This is a genomic window from Paenibacillus sp. JNUCC 35, from assembly GCF_058269095.1.
In genome coordinates, this window is sequence record NZ_CM177771.1 from 3,346,857 (window position 1) to 3,365,539 (window position 18,683).

The following is an 18,683-nucleotide window of genomic DNA, read 5'->3' on the forward strand; positions in this document are numbered from 1 at the left end:
TTTCTTTTTAGCCTGACGGGGCCCCATAGAAAAAAGCCTCTCTGAATCAGAGAGGCTTTGCTGTGCCGGCCAGCACGGCTGGTGCCGGTTAAATGAACGTGGTAACCAACAGAAATAAATTTAGTAAAATAACGATTGCGGCGATGATCCAACCGAGAACCGTCGTCCATCGCTGATTGACGAGGCCTCCCATAATCGAGCGGTTGCTCGTAAACAACAGAAGGGGCACCAACGCGAAGGCGATGCCGAATGATAACACAACTTGGCTCATAATAAGCGCTCTGGTCGCGTCGATTCCCATAATGATAATAACCAGCGGAGGAATGGTCGTAATGGCGCGGCGCAGATATAAATTAATCCGCTTGTTGATAAAGCCCTGCATGACCACGTCCCCGGCTAACGTTCCGACGGATGCGCTGGAAAGACCCGCGATCAAGAGGGCCAGACCGAACGATACGGCGGATACCGGACCGGCCAGCTCGTAAAACTTGTGGAACGCTTCGTCCAGCTCCTCCACACCGAGTCCGTTTTTGAAAAACAAGGCGGCGGATATAATGACCATCGCCATGTTCACCGCGCCCGCGATCACCATCGCCAGAACGATATCGATAAATTCAAGTTTGAAAATCCGTTTTTTCTCCTGCTCGTTCTTGCCGACAATCCGTTTCTGAGTCAAAGACGAGTGCAAATAAATGGCATGCGGCATAACGGTTGCCCCCAGCATACCCGCCGCGAGCAAAATGCTGTCGACCCCCTGGAATTTCGGAGTGAAAATACCCGCGGCGACCGCCCCCGCATCCGGCTGCGCGTTGATCACCTGAAGCGCAAAGGAGCAGACGACAATCAAGATCATGCCGGCTATTCCGGCCTCCAGGGATCTGTACCCCCGCCGCTGCAGTTCAAGGATGGCGAAGGAACCTACCGCCGTAATCAGCGCGGCTGGCAGCATCGGAATGCCGAACAACAGATACAGGCCCAAGGCCGCACCTATGAATTCGGCCAGATCCGTCGCGATGATGACCAGCTCACTTTGAATCCACAAGAAGATCGAGACCGGCTTCGGAAACCGCTCGCGCGCGACTTCCGGCAGATTCATGCCTGTCGCAATGCCGAGTTTCGCCGATAAAGCCTGAATAAGAACCGCCATCAGATTCGAGACGGCAATTACCCAGAGCAGCATATAGCCGTATTTAGAACCCGCCGTAATATTGGTTGCAAAATTTCCGGGGTCCAGATAAGCGACCGCTGCGATAAAAGCCGGGCCCAGAAAAGGAAGCAATCGTTTAAGTCCCTTCACGTCCCCGCTCAAAACGGATTCCGCGGTAAGAGGTGTTCGTTTATATTTCGTGATGTCCTGTTCAGCCATGGTACTCACCTCTTGCCTAAAAGTTACCTACGTGCATAAATGTTTCTCGCACGCAAAATATTAACTCGATTATAGTCCCTTCTCTTCCTCTTGTAAACCGTCAAACATATCTAGGAGACCCGGCTTTCACCTATTCTCTGAACTATTGTATGTAATTATTACGTCTGGGCGCCGTTTCCTGAACGTCTTTAACCTTTTCTTTAGAGAGAAAAAAATATACCCTTTCACATCAGGCATCCTATGCAATGTTCTCGGAAGGTGTGCTCTGGATCGGCACCTACACGAAAGGGGGCACCTGCACAACCACCGGGCCGCAAGGAACGGTGTACGGGTACCGCCTTTCGGCTAATGAAGATCTCGCCTCAAAAGCCAATTACACGTGAAAGACCCTGATCGGAGCCAAAAGACCCTGCAAAGCTTTAAGCCTTTGCAGGGTCTTTCTGCGCGCACTTATACAGGCGAGATAACCGATACCCGGTTTCTGCCTTCGTTTTTCGCTTTCTGCAGCGCACGTTCCGCCGCATAGACGAGATTTTCCGGACCGCTCCCCGGCTCCGGATAAGCCGATGCCACACCCAGACTGACGGTGAGGTAATCACCGCTGTCGCTATGCGTCTGCGGGATTTTCATGGAGAGGACGCCGAGCCGGATCTGTTCCGCCAAATCGACGGCCTTCTCAATCGCAGCTTCCAGCCGGAGGACGAACGTCCCTCCGCTGTACCGGGCGATTATCGCTTCGTTCGGCTTGCCGATCGCAACGAGGACGTCCGACATCCACTGCAGGCAGGTGTCTCCTCCCTGATAGCCGTACAAGGCGTTGTAGGCTTTGAAATGGTCGATGTCCATCAGAATCAGGGAAACCGGCGTTCCCGCGCCTGCGGCGCGCTTCCACTCCTCCTCCAGATTCTCGTCGAAGAAGCGGCGGTTGGGCATTTCGGTCAGGGAGTCCGTGTTAATTAACGTCTGCAACTGGTTGCTGACTTCCGAGAACACCTCTTTCTCCCCTTCCTCTCTGCGCCGCGCGATGGCAAACAAGGAAGGCTTGCCGCCGTAAATGACGCTCGCCATCGTAATCTCAAGCTGCAGCTCCCCTCCCGTGACGGTTACGTATCTGCCGCTCATCGAAAACAACGAAAGCGCCGAGGTGTCCAGCTCCGCCATTTTCTGCTGCAGAACCGGAAGAAAATCGGGATGGACGAATTCCGCCACCGATTTGCCGATCAGGTCTTCCGGGTTCGCGGCTTGAAAAAGCTCCGCCCCCTGTTCGTTGCAGTAAACGACACGTTTGTCCGTGATCGTGAAGAAGGCGACGGGTGAAAGCTCCATAAGCTGCAAATACCTTTTCTCGTTTTCCTTAAGAATGCGGGAATTTTGCTGAGCCTGTTCCTCCGCCTGCCTCATCTGGTTTTCCGTCTGCTTGAGCACGATGGATTTCAGATCGGACAACTGCCGCAGCTCCTGGATTTTCCATGGCAGAGACGACGACTCGACCACCTGTCTCCATTTCTCGAACGATTTGCGCGGCGATAGCCGGACACCGTCGTTCTCCCTAAGCACGGCTTTGGAAGGGTCCCCCGCCCAGTTGACGACTTGCACGACTTCGGGCCGGAACCAGATCACATAATCTTTGCCGTCCGGCGACAGGGCCAAATAAAGCGCCCCGGAGGCGGTTTTCTTGTATGCGGCCGCAGGCGGATGCTCCTGACTGAGCCTCGATGTATGATATTCGTAATCTTCGGCTTGTCTGGACATCCAGAACGCCAGTTCCCGGATTTGCTCTTTTTCCGGGGTGACGCCGAATAAGGCCAGCTTATCCTTGTAGCTGACTGCGACACCGGAGGCGTTCATCACCCGGAGAAGCGATTTTTCCTCCAGTTTAAGCTGCTCTATGACGCGATTCGCGCTGGTATTTCCGATAAAAATATTGGAAATCCGGTTCGCCATCGTCTTCAGTTCGATTTCGGTCTGATAGTCGTCAAGCTGCTGTCTTTGATAGAGTTCACTGGAGAAGAAGAAACCCAGGAAGTTGCACAGATTGCGGACCCTATGCGTGATATATTTCGGTGAATAGTGGTGGCAGGTAACCAGACCCCACAGCTTGTTGTCATGAATAAGCGAGATCGTTGTCGTCGCTCCCACTCCCATGTTCTGCAAATATTCGATATGCAGAGGGGATACGCTCCGCAGCACGGATAAGCTGAGATTGAGCGGTCTGCCTGTAGCGGGATGAAGCGTGGGAACAATTTCGACCGGCTTGTAATACACATCGACGATCATCCTCAACCAGTTTCTCAAATACAGCTCCCGGGCCTGCTTGGGGATGTCGGATGCGGGATAGTGATGGCCCAAAAACGGTTCCAGCCCCTCTTCTTTCGCTTCCGCGATCACCTTGCCGTTCCATTCCTCGTCGAATTCGTACACCATCACCCGGTCGTAGCCCAGCATCTCCTTGATCTGTTCCGCCGCCATCTGGCTGGCTTCCACCCGGTTGCCCGCCCGCTTCATTTTGCAGAAGAACGTTTGGATCCATTCGTAATCCTGATCGTTCGTCTCTTCCTTATCGGACGCAGGTTCGAGTTCAAGAATAAGCAGATCTTCGCTTTCATGCATAATCCCGTAAAAGGAGACGGTTTCGCCCCCGACTTCAATGCTGATATTCATATAATGAAGCCTGGAAGGATCGAACGTCCGGCTTCCGAGTTCTTGCTGCAAAGCGGCAAGCTGCGCCTTTCCCACAACCTCCTCCAGCGGCCGTCCCAGAAGCTCCTCCGTAGTCCGGCCCAACAAGAGATCGACATTCCGGCTGCATTGGACGATTAAAGGCTGCTCCGTCGTGTTGGTAACGGCAAGAAGGACACCGTGCGGCTGAATAAGGCCGGGAATATGAATAGGCTCCTTGTCACAATTGGTCAGGTCAATCTCTTCATTCAGGGAGGCAAAATTCCCTTCCGTTAAAAGAGTCCGGTTCAGAACCTCCGGATCTTTCGCTTTGCTTCTATCCGTCATAAAGGCATCCGCCCCTTATTTTAAAATTACAGCCGCTTGACTCCCGTGGGCTTCCTTCAGCCATTGATCCAGGAGGATAAAGGTTTCTTTGGCCGCGGCAAGGACCTGTTCCTGCTCTTCTTCCTTCACATTCTCCAAAAGAAACTCGCGGAATTCGCTCCACTTGGTCCGGAGCTCCGCTCCATAGCTGTTGAAATAACGTCCGTTCACTTCCGGATCTATCGAAAGAATCGCCTTCAATTGCTTTGTAATCAATTGCCCGCCAAGCGTGGAGCCTTCCAGCACGTACAAATAGCCGAGGGCGCGGGGCAGTGTGGAGACATCCGGAAGATTGCCGCACTGAGGCAGTTCTTCGATGTGCCGCTTCGTCAGGCCAAGCTGCTCCAAATCGTTTTCGAGTAGGGGCGTTTTCAGACGCGATTCGATATCGAAACCGAGCTTCTCCCATTCAGGCAGCGCGCTAAGCGCTTTTTCCGACGGCAGAATAAAGCCATAAAATTTCTCGAGATAAGTCTTGTAAGTTTCGATCGTTAGAGATTTGTCCATAATCGCTTTCGCATACGCGTTCTGTTCGATCTGGTCGTGAAAGGGCGCCGTTTCTTCTCTTAACCGGCTGACGATAGTAGTTGTCATTACGATTTCCCCTTATCCTTTTTTTTATAATGATAGCAAAAGCTCGGGATAAAAGCATCCAAGCCGGTACAGCGCTCTAAAGAAGTCCGGCGCTTTCCCGCAAAATATGGGATAGTTCCCATCTTCATTTTCCAGCGAATCAGTTGTATGAAAGAGCCGGTTCCCATCCCTGGAGCAGCGGCGCGGGATCTGACCGGGAAAACATCGTATACTTTCCCTGGAAATAAAAAAATCCGCGTGCTCCGCGGATTTTTCGAGTTATTTTTCACTTGTTCAAGTGATAAGGAACCGTCGCGATGACCACATCTTTGCGGTTAAACAGGTAGGCTCTAAGCAGCAGGCTGGTCTGATTGTGCAGGATATGCTGCCACCAGTGTTTGGTGATAAACTGCGGGATCAGCACCGTGATATGGTCGGTTTCCGCCGTTTTCCACTCCACCGTATCGACAAACTTGATGAGCGGCCGGATAATGCTGCGGTAGCTCGAACGAAGTACGATCAGCCGCACGCCGGGGTCCCACTCCTCCCACTTCTTCTCCATGCGCTCGATATCCTCATCGTTAAAACCGACATAGACGGCCACCACGTTGTCCGTAACGGATTTGGCGTAACCGAGCGATTGTTTCACGACTTGAGTGATTCCGGCGATCGGGACGACAATCGTGTTGCCTTTGATCAGCGGTTTGTCGCGGGCAAGGTCGATGCGGAGCTGGTCGGCCGTATTTTCGTAATGCCGTTGGGTCTGGATAAAAATAAAGATGACAAGCGGCAGGAAGAAGAACACCATCCAGATCTGGCTGAACTTCGTGAAAACAAAGATCAGGGAAATCGTTAACGTCGTTAACATGCCGATCGTGTTGACGATAAAGCGCCCGAGCCAGCCGGACGGCTTCAGTTTGATCCAGCGGACCATCATCCCGAGCTGGGAAAGCGTGAAGGGGATAAACACCCCCAAGGCGTACAGAGGGATCAAGTTTTCGGTATCCCCGTTGAATACGATAACGAGCAGCGCGGACAAGACGCCCAGATTGATAATCCCGTTCGAAAATCCGAGACGGTCCCCGCGGACCATAAACATCCGGGGCATGAATTTGTCCTTGGCCAGCATAAAGGCAAGCAGCGGAAAAGCCGAATACGCCGTATTGGCGGCCAAAAACAAGATCAGCGCCGTAACGCCCTGAATGAAGTAATAAATAAATCCGCGGCCGAAGGTGGCGTTCGCGATTTGCGAAACGACGGTCTCCTTCTCGCTGGGGGCAATGCCGTACCAGTACGCGAGAAGGCTGATCCCGATGAACATGGCACCGAGAATCGTGCCCATCATGACCAGTGTCGCCGCCGCGTTGCGTTCGGCCGGTTTTTTGAAGTTCGGAATGGCGTTCGAGACCGCTTCGACTCCGGTCAGCGCCGAGCAGCCCGAACTGAATGCTTTCAAGATCAGGAACAGGCTGATGTTCGATACGGTCGTACTCATCTCCGGTACGGCGGCATGAACGCCGCCGGTGAAATATTTGACCACGCCGGAAATAATCAGCACAAAGATCGAAACGACGAACAAATAAACCGGAAGAGCGAGCACCGATGCGGATTCCGTTATGCCTCTCAAGTTCATGATCGTCAGAAAGAGGATCATCGTCAGCGCGATCAGCACCCGGTGATCGTGCAGGGACGGAAACGCCGACGTAATGGCGTCCGTTCCCGCGGAAGAACTCACGGCTACCGTGAGGATGTAGTCCACGAGCAGCGAGCCGCCGGCCAGCAGGCCGGTATGAACGCCGAGATTATTTTTTGCGACGATATAGGCGCCGCCCCCGGTAGGATAGGCAAAAATGGTTTGCCGGTAGGACAAGATGAGAATAAGCAGCAGACCGAGTACGCCCAGTGAAATGGGAACCGAATACCAGAGTGCCGTAAAACCTGCGGCCATCAGGACGATGAGGATTTGCTCGGTCCCGTATGCGACGGAAGACAGCGCATCGGAAGACAGGACGGCAAGCGCCTTGAGCTTGTTAAGTTTCTCTCCTTCGATTTCCGCGCTTTTCATAGGGCGTCCGATTAGCAATCTTTTAAATTTACCGACCATGGCGATACTTCCTCTCCATTTTCTTCTGCCCTGAACGCCTTTGCTTCACAGCGTATGTCCCGCTTTTCAGGTTATTATTTTATTTTTAACGCCGGGATATCCAATTAAAAACAAAAAAATTCGGGACCAAAAAACCGCGGGAACGTGAGATTCCGGCGGCATCGGGTACGCAGCTTATGAAGCGGTTGAGCAAAATTAAGTATAGCCACCCCAAGGCGGCGACGGCGGAAGAAAGAGGCGTAAAATCTGGCAAATCGGATCGTTTTGCATGGAAAAAAAAGCTTTTCTTCGAGCAACCCCGTCTTCGGCTCATTATCTGATCGATTTACGAGTTTTTTGGCGGTATGCCGGATCAACCCTTTAAAACATGGTCCAGTTGATGCTTCAATCTCTCCGACAAGCCCGGCCGTAAGGCCAGGAAAGTGGCATCGTCGGTTAGATGGACACTGACAAGCCCCGCCATCCGAAGGGTCATGAGATGGTGGTGAACGTTGCCTTTTGCCCCGCCGATCTCTTTCGAGATGTCTGTGAACGATCTTCTTTGAACGGATAAAAGCTTCAGAATCTCCAGCCTTTTCTCGTCGGACAAAGCTTTGGCGGCAGCGGAAACAGTAAAGATATCGGGTTTCTCTATATCATGCGGGTACAAAATATTGATTTTGTCTTTGAGGACGGCAAACGTATGCAGAGGCCGGAAATGATACGCCGGGATCAGGTGAACTTTCCGGATCGCGGTCAGTTCGATCCGCATTCCGGTCACGAAAGTATCCACGATATCCTCCGCCTTCTTGCCTGTGCGCACCGCCTCTTCTACCTCCCGCGCTCCTTCTCTTAGAGCATCCATGCCCGTCCACCGGTCCATATACTTCTCCTGCCAGACCGAGAGCAGCTCCGTGAACAAATCTCTTTGCTCCCCCAAATGGAGCCAGACGGGGTTCTTTCCGTCCGCCATATAGGAAGCGAGCCGTTCGTAGAGCTCTCCCGCCGAAAGCGTGCTTACCCATTCCAGGAAGATCTCCATAGAAGTTGCGTCCGGGCACTGATCTACCAGCACCGAGAGCAGATCGACGAACGTAAGATCGTCCAGCGAGTCCAGCTTATCCAGATAAGAAGGTTCCATTATATCCTGAATCTGCTGGTGCCAGGAAGGTCCGACGTACAAATATTTGATGTTCTGTCTTCGTTTATATAAAAGGAAACTGAGCAGACATTCGTGAACCGGTGAGAACGCGGTTTCGATCTCGTAGGTCATTTTCTCTTCAAACCCCTTTCACAAACTTCGATACGACTAGATTACCATATCCGGCAAACTTATCCCAACGGTTTCGGATTACAGTATTTTAAATTATGTTCTAATTTTACAGACCAATAATTTAGTTCTTGTTTCATTGAACTATATATGCTATTTTATAACCATCACTCATACTGGAAAAAAGAGGAGCCTGAATTATGCAAACGGATACTCTGCTCGGTCTGTTCAAAAACCGCAATTATGCCTATCTTTTCGGAGCGCAGCTTCTGTCGCAGATCGGCTCGGTTACCGGGCTGACGGCATTTGCTTTTTACATGCTGGATAAATTCAGCACGCAGCCGGCCTACGCGACCCTGACGGAAATGATGTACTCCCTCCCCACCTTGTTTCTCTTCTTCTTGACCGGCGTTGCCGCGGACCGTTTCGACCGGCAAAAAATCGCGGTAAGCTGCGATGCCGTCAATGCCGCGCTGAGCCTGCTGCTGTTAGGCGCTATAGCGTGGGGGTGGATGCCTCTCGTTTTCGCCGTTCTGTTTATCCGAAGCGCCGTCAGCAAAATGTTTCATCCGGCGAATGCGGCCTTGGTGCGGGGCGTCCTTGATCCGGCGCAAATGCCTGCGGCAATGGGGATGAATCAGATGCTGATGAGCGCCTTCGTTCTGCTTGGCACCAGCCTGGGGGCGGTGAGCTACTGGTACTCCGGAATCCTCGGATCGGTCGCGATCGACATGGTCAGCTTTGTGATTTCCGCCCTGCTTATCATGCGCTGCAATATTCCCCAGGAAGTGCGGCAGCCTAACGGGCCCGCGTCCTGGCGGCAGCTGAAAATCAAACAAGTGGGCCAAGACTTCGCCAGCGGGCTCCTTTACGTCCGGCGTCACTCCATCGTGCTTTCGCTACTGGCCGGCATCCTTATTCTCGGACTGGCAAACGGAGGCGGCAGCGTCATGTACCTGTTCAGCCTCAAGTACAAGCTGGCCCCGGATACTTACGAATCGCTGCAGATCGGGATGACTGCCGTGCTCGGTGCCGGCATGCTGATCGGCAGTATCGTTTCCGTCCGGCTGGCCAAAAAAATCCCGCTGTACGGCATGATCATCGCCAGCTTCTTCCTGGGCGCCGTTACCCATCTCCTGCAGGCGCTGGCGTCGAATACAGTGACGTTCATGGCGCTGTATCTGCTCTACGCTTTGTCTATCCCGCTGTGCAACGTCGCGTTCTTCGGCTGGCTTGCCCAGGTGACCGAAGCCCGTATGATGGGCCGGGTTCAAGCGCTTATTCAGCCGATTATGATGCTTACATTCACGGCTATGCAGGCATGGATCGCCTACGCCTTTCCGGCGCACATGTCCGTCGAATCCATTTTCTATGTCGTGGGAGCGGCCGAATTGGCTCTAGGCTTGTATTACCTGCTCGTTCTTCCCCCTCTGGCGAGGAAAAGAGCGGAGCAAGCGGCGGAGGGGACCGCCTGAACGACCCAAATAGACAGGAGCTTATTCGCTCCTGTCTTTTCCCATTGGCACCGTTATCCGATCCGAATTACGTTCGTGCCGCTTCTTATGAACTTATCCGCATTTCGATTCCGAGCGCCTCCACACTGTCGATCCAGTCCCGCGGACACCCCGAATCCGTAATCACCATCGAAACTTCCTCCAGCTTGGACACACGGGCAAAGGTCGTCACGCCGAATTTGGTGTGGTCCGCCACGAGAATGGACTCCTCCGCCCGCTGCATAATTTTCCGAGACAGAACGGCTTCGTCCAGATGATAATCGGTAATGCCGTCGACCAGCGATATCCCTCCGACCGAGATAAAAGCTTTGTTCACCTTAAACTGATCGAGCAGCTGATCCGTCAAAGCGCCGGTTGCGGCCTGATAATGCCGATTGATTTCGCCTCCGGCAAAAATGATTTTGCCCGCAAACGTATCCATCGCAGCCGTTAATATCGGCACGGAATGCGTGATCAGCGTCACGTCGGGACGGTTCTGGAGATGACGCAAAATTTCGATCGTCGTCGTCCCGTTATCCAGAATGACGGTCTCTCCCTCGCCGATCAGCGAAGCCGCAAGTTTGCCGATGGAAACTTTCTCCCGCTGCATCATCTGTGCGCGCTTAAGAAACGGCGGCTCAACCCGGTCGGACCTGACTTTAACGGCACCGCCGTAAACTTTGCGCAGCTTGCCTTCTTTCTCCAGACGATCCAAATCCCTGCGGACCGTTTCCGTCGAGACGTTAAATTCTGCGGAAAGCAGGTGAACCTGTACTTTTCCTTCCATGTCCAATTGCTTTAAGATCGTGCTCCTTCTGTCTTCATAAGTTAAGGACATAAGCGGCCTCCGGTAACAACCATTTCCATTTCACATGTTGAATGATGTTGTTTTTCTACAGTGTAAAAGCTGGTCTCTCTTCTGTCAACTTTCCGCATCGCGTCGGATTTATAAGTGATTATCCATGTTTACGGCACATTCGACTGGAAGAACCCAGGCTGTTGTATCGTTTGTTTTTCACATTGACACCTCGATGATATAAGAATACAATTACATTCAAAACCACACAAAACATCATAATACCACATTTTACAACAACGTCGCCCGGCAAAAAAGAACGCCAAACCTAATTCGCCGGGCGGATGACAGCTACGGAGATGATTCCATGATCCTGCTTGCCTTTTTACTCGTCGTACTTTCGGGCCTCACTCATTCAATCTGGAGCCTGTTCGCCAAAAGCAGCCGCAACAAGAGCGTTTTTTTGTGGTGCATCGCCATGATCGCCGCCGTTGCCCTTTTTCCCCCGTTCATCCAGGAAATAGGGTCCGCATCGCTCGATAGCGGGGCCTGGTTCCTGCTTCTGGCCTCTGCCGGGCTCCAGGCCGTCTACGGACTCCTGCTATCCCGTACATATCAGATGGGAGATTTGTCCCAAGTATATCCGATCATGAGGGGTACCAACACCCTGCTCATTCCGGCATTCGGCGTCGCTTTTCTCGGTGAAACTCTGTCCGTTCCCGGCTGGATCGGACTTCTCTGCATGATTATCGGCTTCGTTATGCTCAGCGGTCTGCTGACGCGCAGATCCGTCTCACACGGAGAAGGATTCTCGCCGGCTCCCGTGCTGATGGCCTTGGGAGTCGGTCTATGTACGACTTCCTACGTACTTGTAGATAAAATCAACTTGCAGCACGTTTCCGCGCTTACCCTGCTCGAGGTAACCAATATCGGCTTCGCCGCCGGATTAACTCCCGCGGTCCTGTCGTCCCGGCAGCTCTCTTCCGAATGGAAGCTCAACGGGAAGCGGATTGTGCTCGGCGCCGTCTTAAATACCGGCTCCTACCTGCTGTTTTTGCTCGCGCTCGCCTATGCGCCGGTCGCACATGTGTCGCCCGTCCGCGAAATCGGAACCGTGTTCGCCACCCTGCTCGGTATTTTCGTCCTGAAGGAAAAACAGGGCACGCTGCGGATCCTAAGCTCCCTGGTAATAACCGCCGGGATCATGCTGATCGGATTTTTCGGCTGAACAGAACCGGCGTCTGTTGACGCTTCGGCAGCTGTTCGCCAGCCTCCGTAAGTGCGCAGCATACACGTTCCCGAAAACTCCTGCACGGCTTGTGAGAAGCCACCTTGGTTGAATTCAAGGCGCTTGGCCCGTAAAAAAAGCCCGGAGACCCGGTTCCGGAAGGAACCTTGTCTCCAGGCTCGGCTGCATGCGCCGCTTTTTTGCGTTTACTTCATGATCCAGTTCGTTACTTTCTTAACCGCCGCATCCGCATCTTTTAAATCCGTTTCTCCCGTGTTAAGAAGCGAACTCCACTGCTTTACCCGGTTTTTGCCGTTGGGAGGCTGGTTGTATTCGTTCGTGTCCACTACCAGCGTACGTTTGGCATAGAAGTTCGTCATGAATGTTTTCTCGTTCGTGCTGCTGCCGGATTTGGCCAGAATGCCCGCCAGACTTCCCGAGTCTCCCTCGGCCCCTTGATTCAAAGCCGTATCCACAAAAGATCCGATCGTCAGAGCCGAATTAAATCCGCGATTGCGCGCCTGCTCGACGCTGTATTTGATATACACGTTATAGAACGTGTGCCACATGGCTTCCCTCCAGGCCGGATCGTCCTCCAGACCTTTGATTTTGCCGCAGAAAACCTTCTCGCTGTCGGTAATTTTCAGGATCGATCCTTTCATGGAGCCGTGAGCTCCGATCCGGGCAAGGCCGCCTTCCACGGATGGGTTTGAAGCTCCTTTTACGGCATCATATTCCTTGAACAGCGCCGGTCCGTCCGGGCCCGTATCGTTGGGACCCCCTGTCGTCGCCCCGAAAATACCGATCGTATAACCGCGGTCATCGTCGATGTCTTCGCAGTACCCGTAGTACTCGGTCCATTTCAGCGAGTCTTGTTCGGCTTTGTTCACCAGTTTCATAATGTTGTCCCACTGCTCTCCGTCCAGACCGGTCTTCGATTTTAAAAATTGAAGGGTGGACGGAGAAAAGTTCGAGTCGTGGGAGCTCGCCGGCGCTGCGTATGCTTCTCCTTGTGCCGGATTCGAGTTCGCAAGAGCGTTCCCGGGCAACAAGACGGACGTAAGCAGAAGTGTGCCCGCCAAACCGACACTTAAAGCAGCATTCATACATGATTTCACCCGTTTACGTACGGATACCGATTGTTTCGTTTGCAAGTTAATTCCTCCTTGGAATCCTAATGAGTTAAAGCGCTTTAACTTTTAAAAAAGGAAGGCCTCCTTACTCTGAACCTATTCGGCCGTCCGGCGCCCTATTCCTCTTTTGCCTGTTTGAAGAATTTGTAAATTATTTCTTGACCGCTTAATCATAAGCAGCCCAGCCCCCGCAAAAAGCTCCCGCCGGTTTCCCGGACGAGAGCCCTTTATAAAACGCGCCGCCTCCGGCAGTCAGCCGCAGCTTAAGCGGCATTGCAAGAAATTCGCCTTGCCTGATCGGGCGCAGCTGCGTCAGTGACGCTCTTACCGCTTCGTTATCATCCTTAGCAGACGATCCACCGGGGGAACCCGGTAATCATCGTTCCCGTCGGCCGTCACCACCATAAGTCCCGACAATACGGAAACGTAAGACGCGATCATTTCCTCCGTATCGCCGGCATCCAGCTCGCCCCGTTCCTGCCCTTCCCGGAACAGCGGCAGCAGCTGCTCCACGTACGTATCCAAGGAGTAATCCCGCATGAGCTGATTTACCTTATCCGGTACTCCCTCCGAGGTCCTAGCCTGGTGAATGAGCAAATAATAAGGCGCACCGCTCTTATCCAGCATCTCTTCGGATAATCTCCTGATTTTATCAAGCGGCGTGCCCGGAAGCAGGTAAACTTCCTTCATGGCTTCTTTCGAGGCTTCCATTGCTCCTTGGACAAGCGTAGTAAACAACTCTTCTTTCGAAGTAAAGTAATGGTAGAGCAGACCGTGACTGATTCCGGCCTCCGCGGCGATCATGCTCATTTTCGTGCCGATGATTCCCCTTCTCGCAAAAACGCGAAGCGCTGCCCCCATAATTTGTATTCTGCGTTCATCCCGTATCTGATTTAACTGTTGATCGTTTAATGGTGCCACTGTAATCCTCCACTTCACGTGCTGATGCCCAAATTATATCATCCTTTCAGACCGTTTCGTAAGCCGTTTCGGAAAACGCCGGGACGATCTCTTCCAGCACGGCGGCCAGGGAACCGGAGCCCTCCGGAAGAAGCTCGTCAAGCAGCCTTCTGCCTTCCTCGGAGGAAGACAGCACCTCCCGCACCATGTCCGGATGGAACAGATGACCCGGCGGCAGGGCAAGCGTATTGACGGCCCAGTACAGCCCGAAAAGTTTCATATTCTTTTCCCCGGTCGCGTATTTCAGCACCAGATTCATGTATCTCCGCCCGAACTCGATTCCTTTCAGGGACGCGGCACCCGAATACGTCACGCCTTCCCAGCGGAGGTCGGCCGCGCAGTTTAACCACCAGGCTGGCTCAATCACATCCTGGAGACGGCGCAGCACGTTGCGTTCGAACGCGGGAGAAGGCACCGGCGCCAGACTCTGCTTCCGCAGACAGGCTTCAAGGGTCTCCGCTTCGATGGCCGCCACCGTCATCCCCTGCCCGAAGATCGGATCGTAGATGCAGTAGGCGTCGCCGAGCACAAGCAGCCCCTCGGGCCAGTCCGTCATCTGCTCGAAATGCCGGCGGTACAGCTGCGGCACGCGGAATCCTCTCGGAGACGCGGCCGGTTCCAGCTCTCCGAGAATTTCCGCGATGACCGAGTCGGGGAGATCCGCGGTTGCCTTTTCGTATTCGTCTTCTTTCGTTGGCGGGTACTGTCCTCCCGGGCGGTACAGCAGCATTTCCGCCACGTTATTTTCGATGAAGGACAAAACACCCGTAAACGACCCTTTAGCCGGCTGTCCGGCGATATTAATCATATCCCACTCCTTGACCAGATGATCCTTAGCGGCCGGCACCCGGTACCTGCGGGTACTGTAACCGAGCTCTACGTTCAAATAATCGGATGAGGGCACTTCCAGCCCCATAAATTCCAGCCACTTGGTCAGCTTGGACAGCCGTCCGCCCGTATCGACAACGAGAGCCGCCTGACAGGGCTTCTCTTCTCCGCCGCTGCTCCTTCCCCGTATAACCGCGCCCGTCACCTTCTTCCGGTCCGGGGTGCTCATGAGCTGAACCGCCTCATGACCGGGCAGGAAAGACACCTGGGGAATGCGTTTCACCCGCTCGCGGATCACCCACTCCAGGAGAGCTCTGCTGAACTTGAGGTCATTGCGCTGGTAAGGGCCGCTGATCGTTCCGTACTCGTTCGTGTTCGTCACGGTTTTGTTCAGTGAAGACAGCGCGCCCAGTTGAAGCAGATCCTCCTCGTAGCCGGGGAAAAAACGCTCGACAATCGTCTTCCCGCGCGTCGTAAAACGATGAGGATGGTAGCCTTGCGGCGTCCCGGAACGGTCGGCGGGTTCCCCGGGAAATTCGTCTTTGTCGATCACAAGCACCTCATCATAAAAATCCGCGAGCACTCTTGCGGTTAACAATCCTCCTATGCTCCCGCCGATTACAAGCGCTTTTCTTTTCTCGCGATTCCCGGTCTCATACGTGTTCATCATTTTCGCTCCTTTATTTTGATTGATCAGTTTAGTCAACTACTTTGCAAAAAAAGATCGGTCGTACTACTCTATAATTTATGATTGACTAATTCAGTCAATTTCAGAATAAGCAAGTTTTTTCCATTTGTCAATAGACTTTCCCAGCAGGCCGGACCGTGAAATAAAAAGGGTATTCGGAATATGTGGTGGAAAAGGGCTTATAATTCGCCCTTCTCCAATTTCTCAATCAAGGTGGAAAGATCGATACCTAGCAGGGTTATTTCTTCTGGCTCACGTATAACGGGTGGCATTTTAAACATCGGGAAGTTTTCTTCCCGTTCGTAGTTATCGATTCGCCGCTGATACTTAGGCTTACGTTGCTTTGCAAGCCCCTCTGTAAAGAGTATTTTGGCTCGTAGGGCTTCGAATGAATAGCCTCTACCCAAACGGTTAACGATTCTTTCAATTCGTAGGCAATGCCGAGAGAGGGAAGATTCTTCGTCCACAGTTCAAGTGTGACCTTCTCCATCTCGGTTAGCTCTTTGTGGCGTTTCAAAAGGATAAAACGGTCATGCATTAGTCCGCGTCGCTCCTTCGGGGATAATCCCTCCCTAAGCTGTTTACGGATGGTTTCTAACGCTTGGTTCGCCATACGTACAATGTGGAACTTATCGACGATGACAGTTGCTTTGGGCAGTACAGTATTCACAGCGTCCTTATAAGGCCGCCACATATCCATTGTGACGTACTATATTCGTGCCTTGTTAGGAAGTCTAGAAAGATAAGTTATGACCGTATCCTTATTACGATTCGGTAGAAGGTCGACAAGTGTTCTTTCCTCGATGTTGGTTATGACGCATCTTGGCTTGATAATGTGGATTTCATCGATACCGAGCCAGTTAGGAGTTTCAAAGCTAACCGTTTTTTCCAGACGGTTGATGTAGTCACGAAAGATATTCCGGACCGTCTTTTCGTTCATCCCAACGTCATCGGAAATGCTGACAAATGTTCGTTTAAGACTTTGCTTTTCAACATAAGACAGGAGACGCTTAGTACAGCTTCTCTTTTCGTCTATGGTATGGTCTAATCGCTCCCAAAAGGTTTGATTACACTCACGGCATTTATACCGCTGACGCTTAATTTAGAAGCCCTACACGCTTTCCGTGAATCGGTAAATCCATGCAAAGCTGCTCTCTGTTGCTGTGCTTGTAGAGGTTCGCTACGCACCCACAAAGAGGGCAATGAGAAGTTAGTTGACCCCAATAATTGAAGCAGCGGCAGTCATGGACGACAAAATAAAGTCCTAGACTAACCGCTGTTGTATTGAACTATTGTTTCCCATTAGTTGAATCAGCCACTTATAGTCTCTCTATTCCAAAATCCGCATTCGATCAGCACTTTCAGTCTAAAGCTTTATTTTCTTTTTTCACTTACTCCCCACCCGCCGAAATCGGATTCCCCTCATAAGAAACCCAGTTGCTCCAACTGACCCCATATAGCTTAGACCGAACCATCTGGTTGAGATGTACGAAACGCTGACTTTCAACCAGCCTCCTGCCCCGGCTGCCCTTTGTCGGATGAACCGTTTCACTCGATGCGCGAGCTATCCTTTTTTCCTGCCGATAAGACGCCTATCGATGAACCGAGCGACAAGCAAAGACAGGATACCGAGCAAAATCGGTATGCCAAACGCTTCAAAGGAGAAAGGGTGGCCCTCCAGCTTCAGGTGGTCGGTGGCACGATATTCAAGCCGCTTAGCGGCAAATTTCGCTGTCTGGATATCCTCCTGTTTTGCCAAATCCTCGAATGCAGGGTCCATTGCAAACCGGCCCGACATATCACGATGCAAGAACATCAGCTTCGCACTATTGCCGCTGTTATTCCACTGCTTGATATCCTCGGCAGCTTCAGATTCGGCATCGGCACCGACGACAATCATTTTCTCGAGCTTCGGCACGTCTTTTGTTTGATAACGCGCGACCAGGTTCAGGCCGTGTTTCGTTACGATGGCTTCATTCTTGCTGGAAACCGTTAGTGTGGTTGTCGTACCGGAAGCGGCATACGTGTCAAATGCGGCTGACAAATCCAGCTCATCTGCGCCGTTATAGAGAAGCACGCCCGCTTTGACTTTGTTCCATTGATAAGCATTATTCAGTACGTACGTTATATCACTCAACCCGGCATTGAATGGCTTCATTTTCGGATTTGTCACGTAATCGTAAGAAGGATAATTCATATTTTCCGCTACTTTTCTCGCAACCGCATCGCCCAACTGCTGAGAGATGACATATAGCGTTGCGTCGATCCCTGATGTCAGACCGGCAGAAGATACGATATTACCTTGCGGAACGTAGCGCTGATCTTTCACCCACTGAATGTCTGGATATTTTTTGATAAGCCGGTTAATGTCTCCCCAGTGCGTCGCGGCTGATTTGCCGTTCAGCAAGCCAGTATCCGCCAGATTTTCTGCTCCGTTGCAAATAGAGAGCAGTGTCGTATTAACGTCCGAGTGCTTTCGAATCCATTCTCGGACAGGTACATATTTATTATCATCCAAAATCGGCATAAACGGAATGACGATAATGTCCGGACTTTTGCCTAGCATCGCGTCCATTTCATCAAATGAATAATGTGGGACAACATCGAGTCCCCCGGTTAGGGATTTAATTTCGCGGTCAGGGGCAACGCCATATACATTGTAAGCCTCTGTCATCGCAAACATCTCGTACGGGACGAGAAAGTCGAACACTTCCGTCACTTCGTTCGCCAGTAGCACAGCCACTGTCGGTTTGCCGGCATCATGTTTCGGTACCTGCACATTCGTTAATGCGGGGACGGCTTTATCGTAAATCGACATTCCGTTATTCATTGTGTTGATGAATCCGATCGCTCCTGCCCCTCCCACGACAACGACAAAAACGATGAGATAAATCGTGATGCGTAATACAACTTTCACTTGTCATTTCTCCTTTAGCTCCGGCTTCTTTACCAAACAAAATATAACAAACCAAGATGAATTTATCATCGATCTATGGTCGGTTAGAGGAGCTCGACCAATGTTGGAACGGATGCTGGACCTAAGACTGTTCTACTTTTTTTGCAAGACTCGATAGGGCTATAATTTTTCTGAAAAGGGCGAAACATCAACGAAATTTCTACAAATTTCCCATATGCACGTTCTCATGAATTGGGGGCGATGTACCTGATGGTGGAACACGTATTTGCGGATGGACAAAAGCCTTTATGTACCTGTTCCTCA

The 18,683-nt window shown here is 52.0% G+C and carries 12 protein-coding genes and 1 pseudogene; 2 read left to right on the forward strand and 11 right to left on the reverse strand.

The features are described from left to right. Nucleotides 1-88 precede the first annotated feature (88 nt). The 5 genes from AC2TF6_RS15190 to AC2TF6_RS15210 form a co-directional block, all read right to left on the reverse strand. Complete coding sequence (locus AC2TF6_RS15190; RefSeq protein WP_369996317.1) at nt 89-1,366, reverse strand: Nramp family divalent metal transporter; 1,278 nt, start codon at nt 1,364-1,366, stop codon at nt 89-91. A gap of 450 nt (nt 1,367-1,816) precedes the next feature. Beyond that, a complete protein-coding gene (locus tag AC2TF6_RS15195; protein WP_491307456.1) occupies nt 1,817-4,372 on the reverse strand; it encodes a diguanylate cyclase domain-containing protein in 2,556 nt (851 codons plus the stop codon). Nucleotides 4,373-4,387: 15 nt separating this feature from the next. Next, complete coding sequence (locus AC2TF6_RS15200) at nt 4,388-5,005, reverse strand: biliverdin-producing heme oxygenase (protein ID WP_491307457.1); 618 nt, start codon at nt 5,003-5,005, stop codon at nt 4,388-4,390. A 265-nt stretch (nt 5,006-5,270) separates the two neighbouring features. Next, nucleotides 5,271-7,088, reverse strand: a complete 1,818-nt coding sequence (locus tag AC2TF6_RS15205) for an APC family permease (RefSeq protein WP_491307458.1) — start codon at nt 7,086-7,088, stop codon at nt 5,271-5,273. A gap of 352 nt (nt 7,089-7,440) precedes the next feature. After that, nucleotides 7,441-8,340: a winged helix-turn-helix domain-containing protein gene (locus AC2TF6_RS15210; protein WP_491307459.1), complete on the reverse strand. Its 900-nt coding sequence runs from the start codon at nt 8,338-8,340 to the stop codon at nt 7,441-7,443. Between the two features lie 197 nt (nt 8,341-8,537). Between AC2TF6_RS15210 and AC2TF6_RS15215 the strand changes: the two genes are divergently transcribed. Then, on the forward strand, nt 8,538-9,812 hold the full coding sequence (locus tag AC2TF6_RS15215; RefSeq protein WP_491307460.1) for an MFS transporter: 1,275 nt from the start codon (nt 8,538-8,540) through the stop codon (nt 9,810-9,812). A gap of 85 nt (nt 9,813-9,897) precedes the next feature. Here the strand turns inward: AC2TF6_RS15215 and AC2TF6_RS15220 are convergent, their stop codons facing one another. Further along, nucleotides 9,898-10,668, reverse strand: a complete 771-nt coding sequence (locus AC2TF6_RS15220) for a DeoR/GlpR family DNA-binding transcription regulator (protein WP_491307461.1) — start codon at nt 10,666-10,668, stop codon at nt 9,898-9,900. 325 nt (nt 10,669-10,993) lie between these two features. On the opposite strand from AC2TF6_RS15220, the gene AC2TF6_RS15225 reads away from it, so the two are divergent. Next, nucleotides 10,994-11,854, forward strand: a complete 861-nt coding sequence (locus AC2TF6_RS15225; RefSeq protein ID WP_491307462.1) for an EamA family transporter — start codon at nt 10,994-10,996, stop codon at nt 11,852-11,854. Nucleotides 11,855-12,060: 206 nt separating this feature from the next. On the opposite strand, the gene AC2TF6_RS15230 is transcribed toward AC2TF6_RS15225, so the two are convergent. The 5 genes and pseudogenes from AC2TF6_RS15230 to AC2TF6_RS15250 form a co-directional block, all read right to left on the reverse strand. After that, nucleotides 12,061-13,008, reverse strand: coding sequence for a chitosanase (locus AC2TF6_RS15230; RefSeq protein ID WP_491307463.1), 948 nt, complete (start codon nt 13,006-13,008; stop codon nt 12,061-12,063). A 303-nt stretch (nt 13,009-13,311) separates the two neighbouring features. Continuing rightward, a complete protein-coding gene (locus AC2TF6_RS15235; protein ID WP_491307464.1) occupies nt 13,312-13,908 on the reverse strand; it encodes a TetR/AcrR family transcriptional regulator in 597 nt (198 codons plus the stop codon). A gap of 46 nt (nt 13,909-13,954) precedes the next feature. After that, complete coding sequence (locus AC2TF6_RS15240; protein WP_491307465.1) at nt 13,955-15,445, reverse strand: NAD(P)/FAD-dependent oxidoreductase; 1,491 nt, start codon at nt 15,443-15,445, stop codon at nt 13,955-13,957. Between the two features lie 197 nt (nt 15,446-15,642). Beyond that, nucleotides 15,643-16,665: pseudogene (locus AC2TF6_RS15245) on the reverse strand (ISL3 family transposase); the annotation flags it as partial. 362 nt (nt 16,666-17,027) lie between these two features. Further along, nucleotides 17,028-18,380 carry a DJ-1/PfpI family protein gene (locus AC2TF6_RS15250; protein ID WP_491307466.1) on the reverse strand — a complete coding sequence of 451 codons (1,353 nt, stop codon included), beginning with the start codon at nt 18,378-18,380 and terminating at the stop codon, nt 17,028-17,030. Nucleotides 18,381-18,683: the final 303 nt, after the last annotated feature.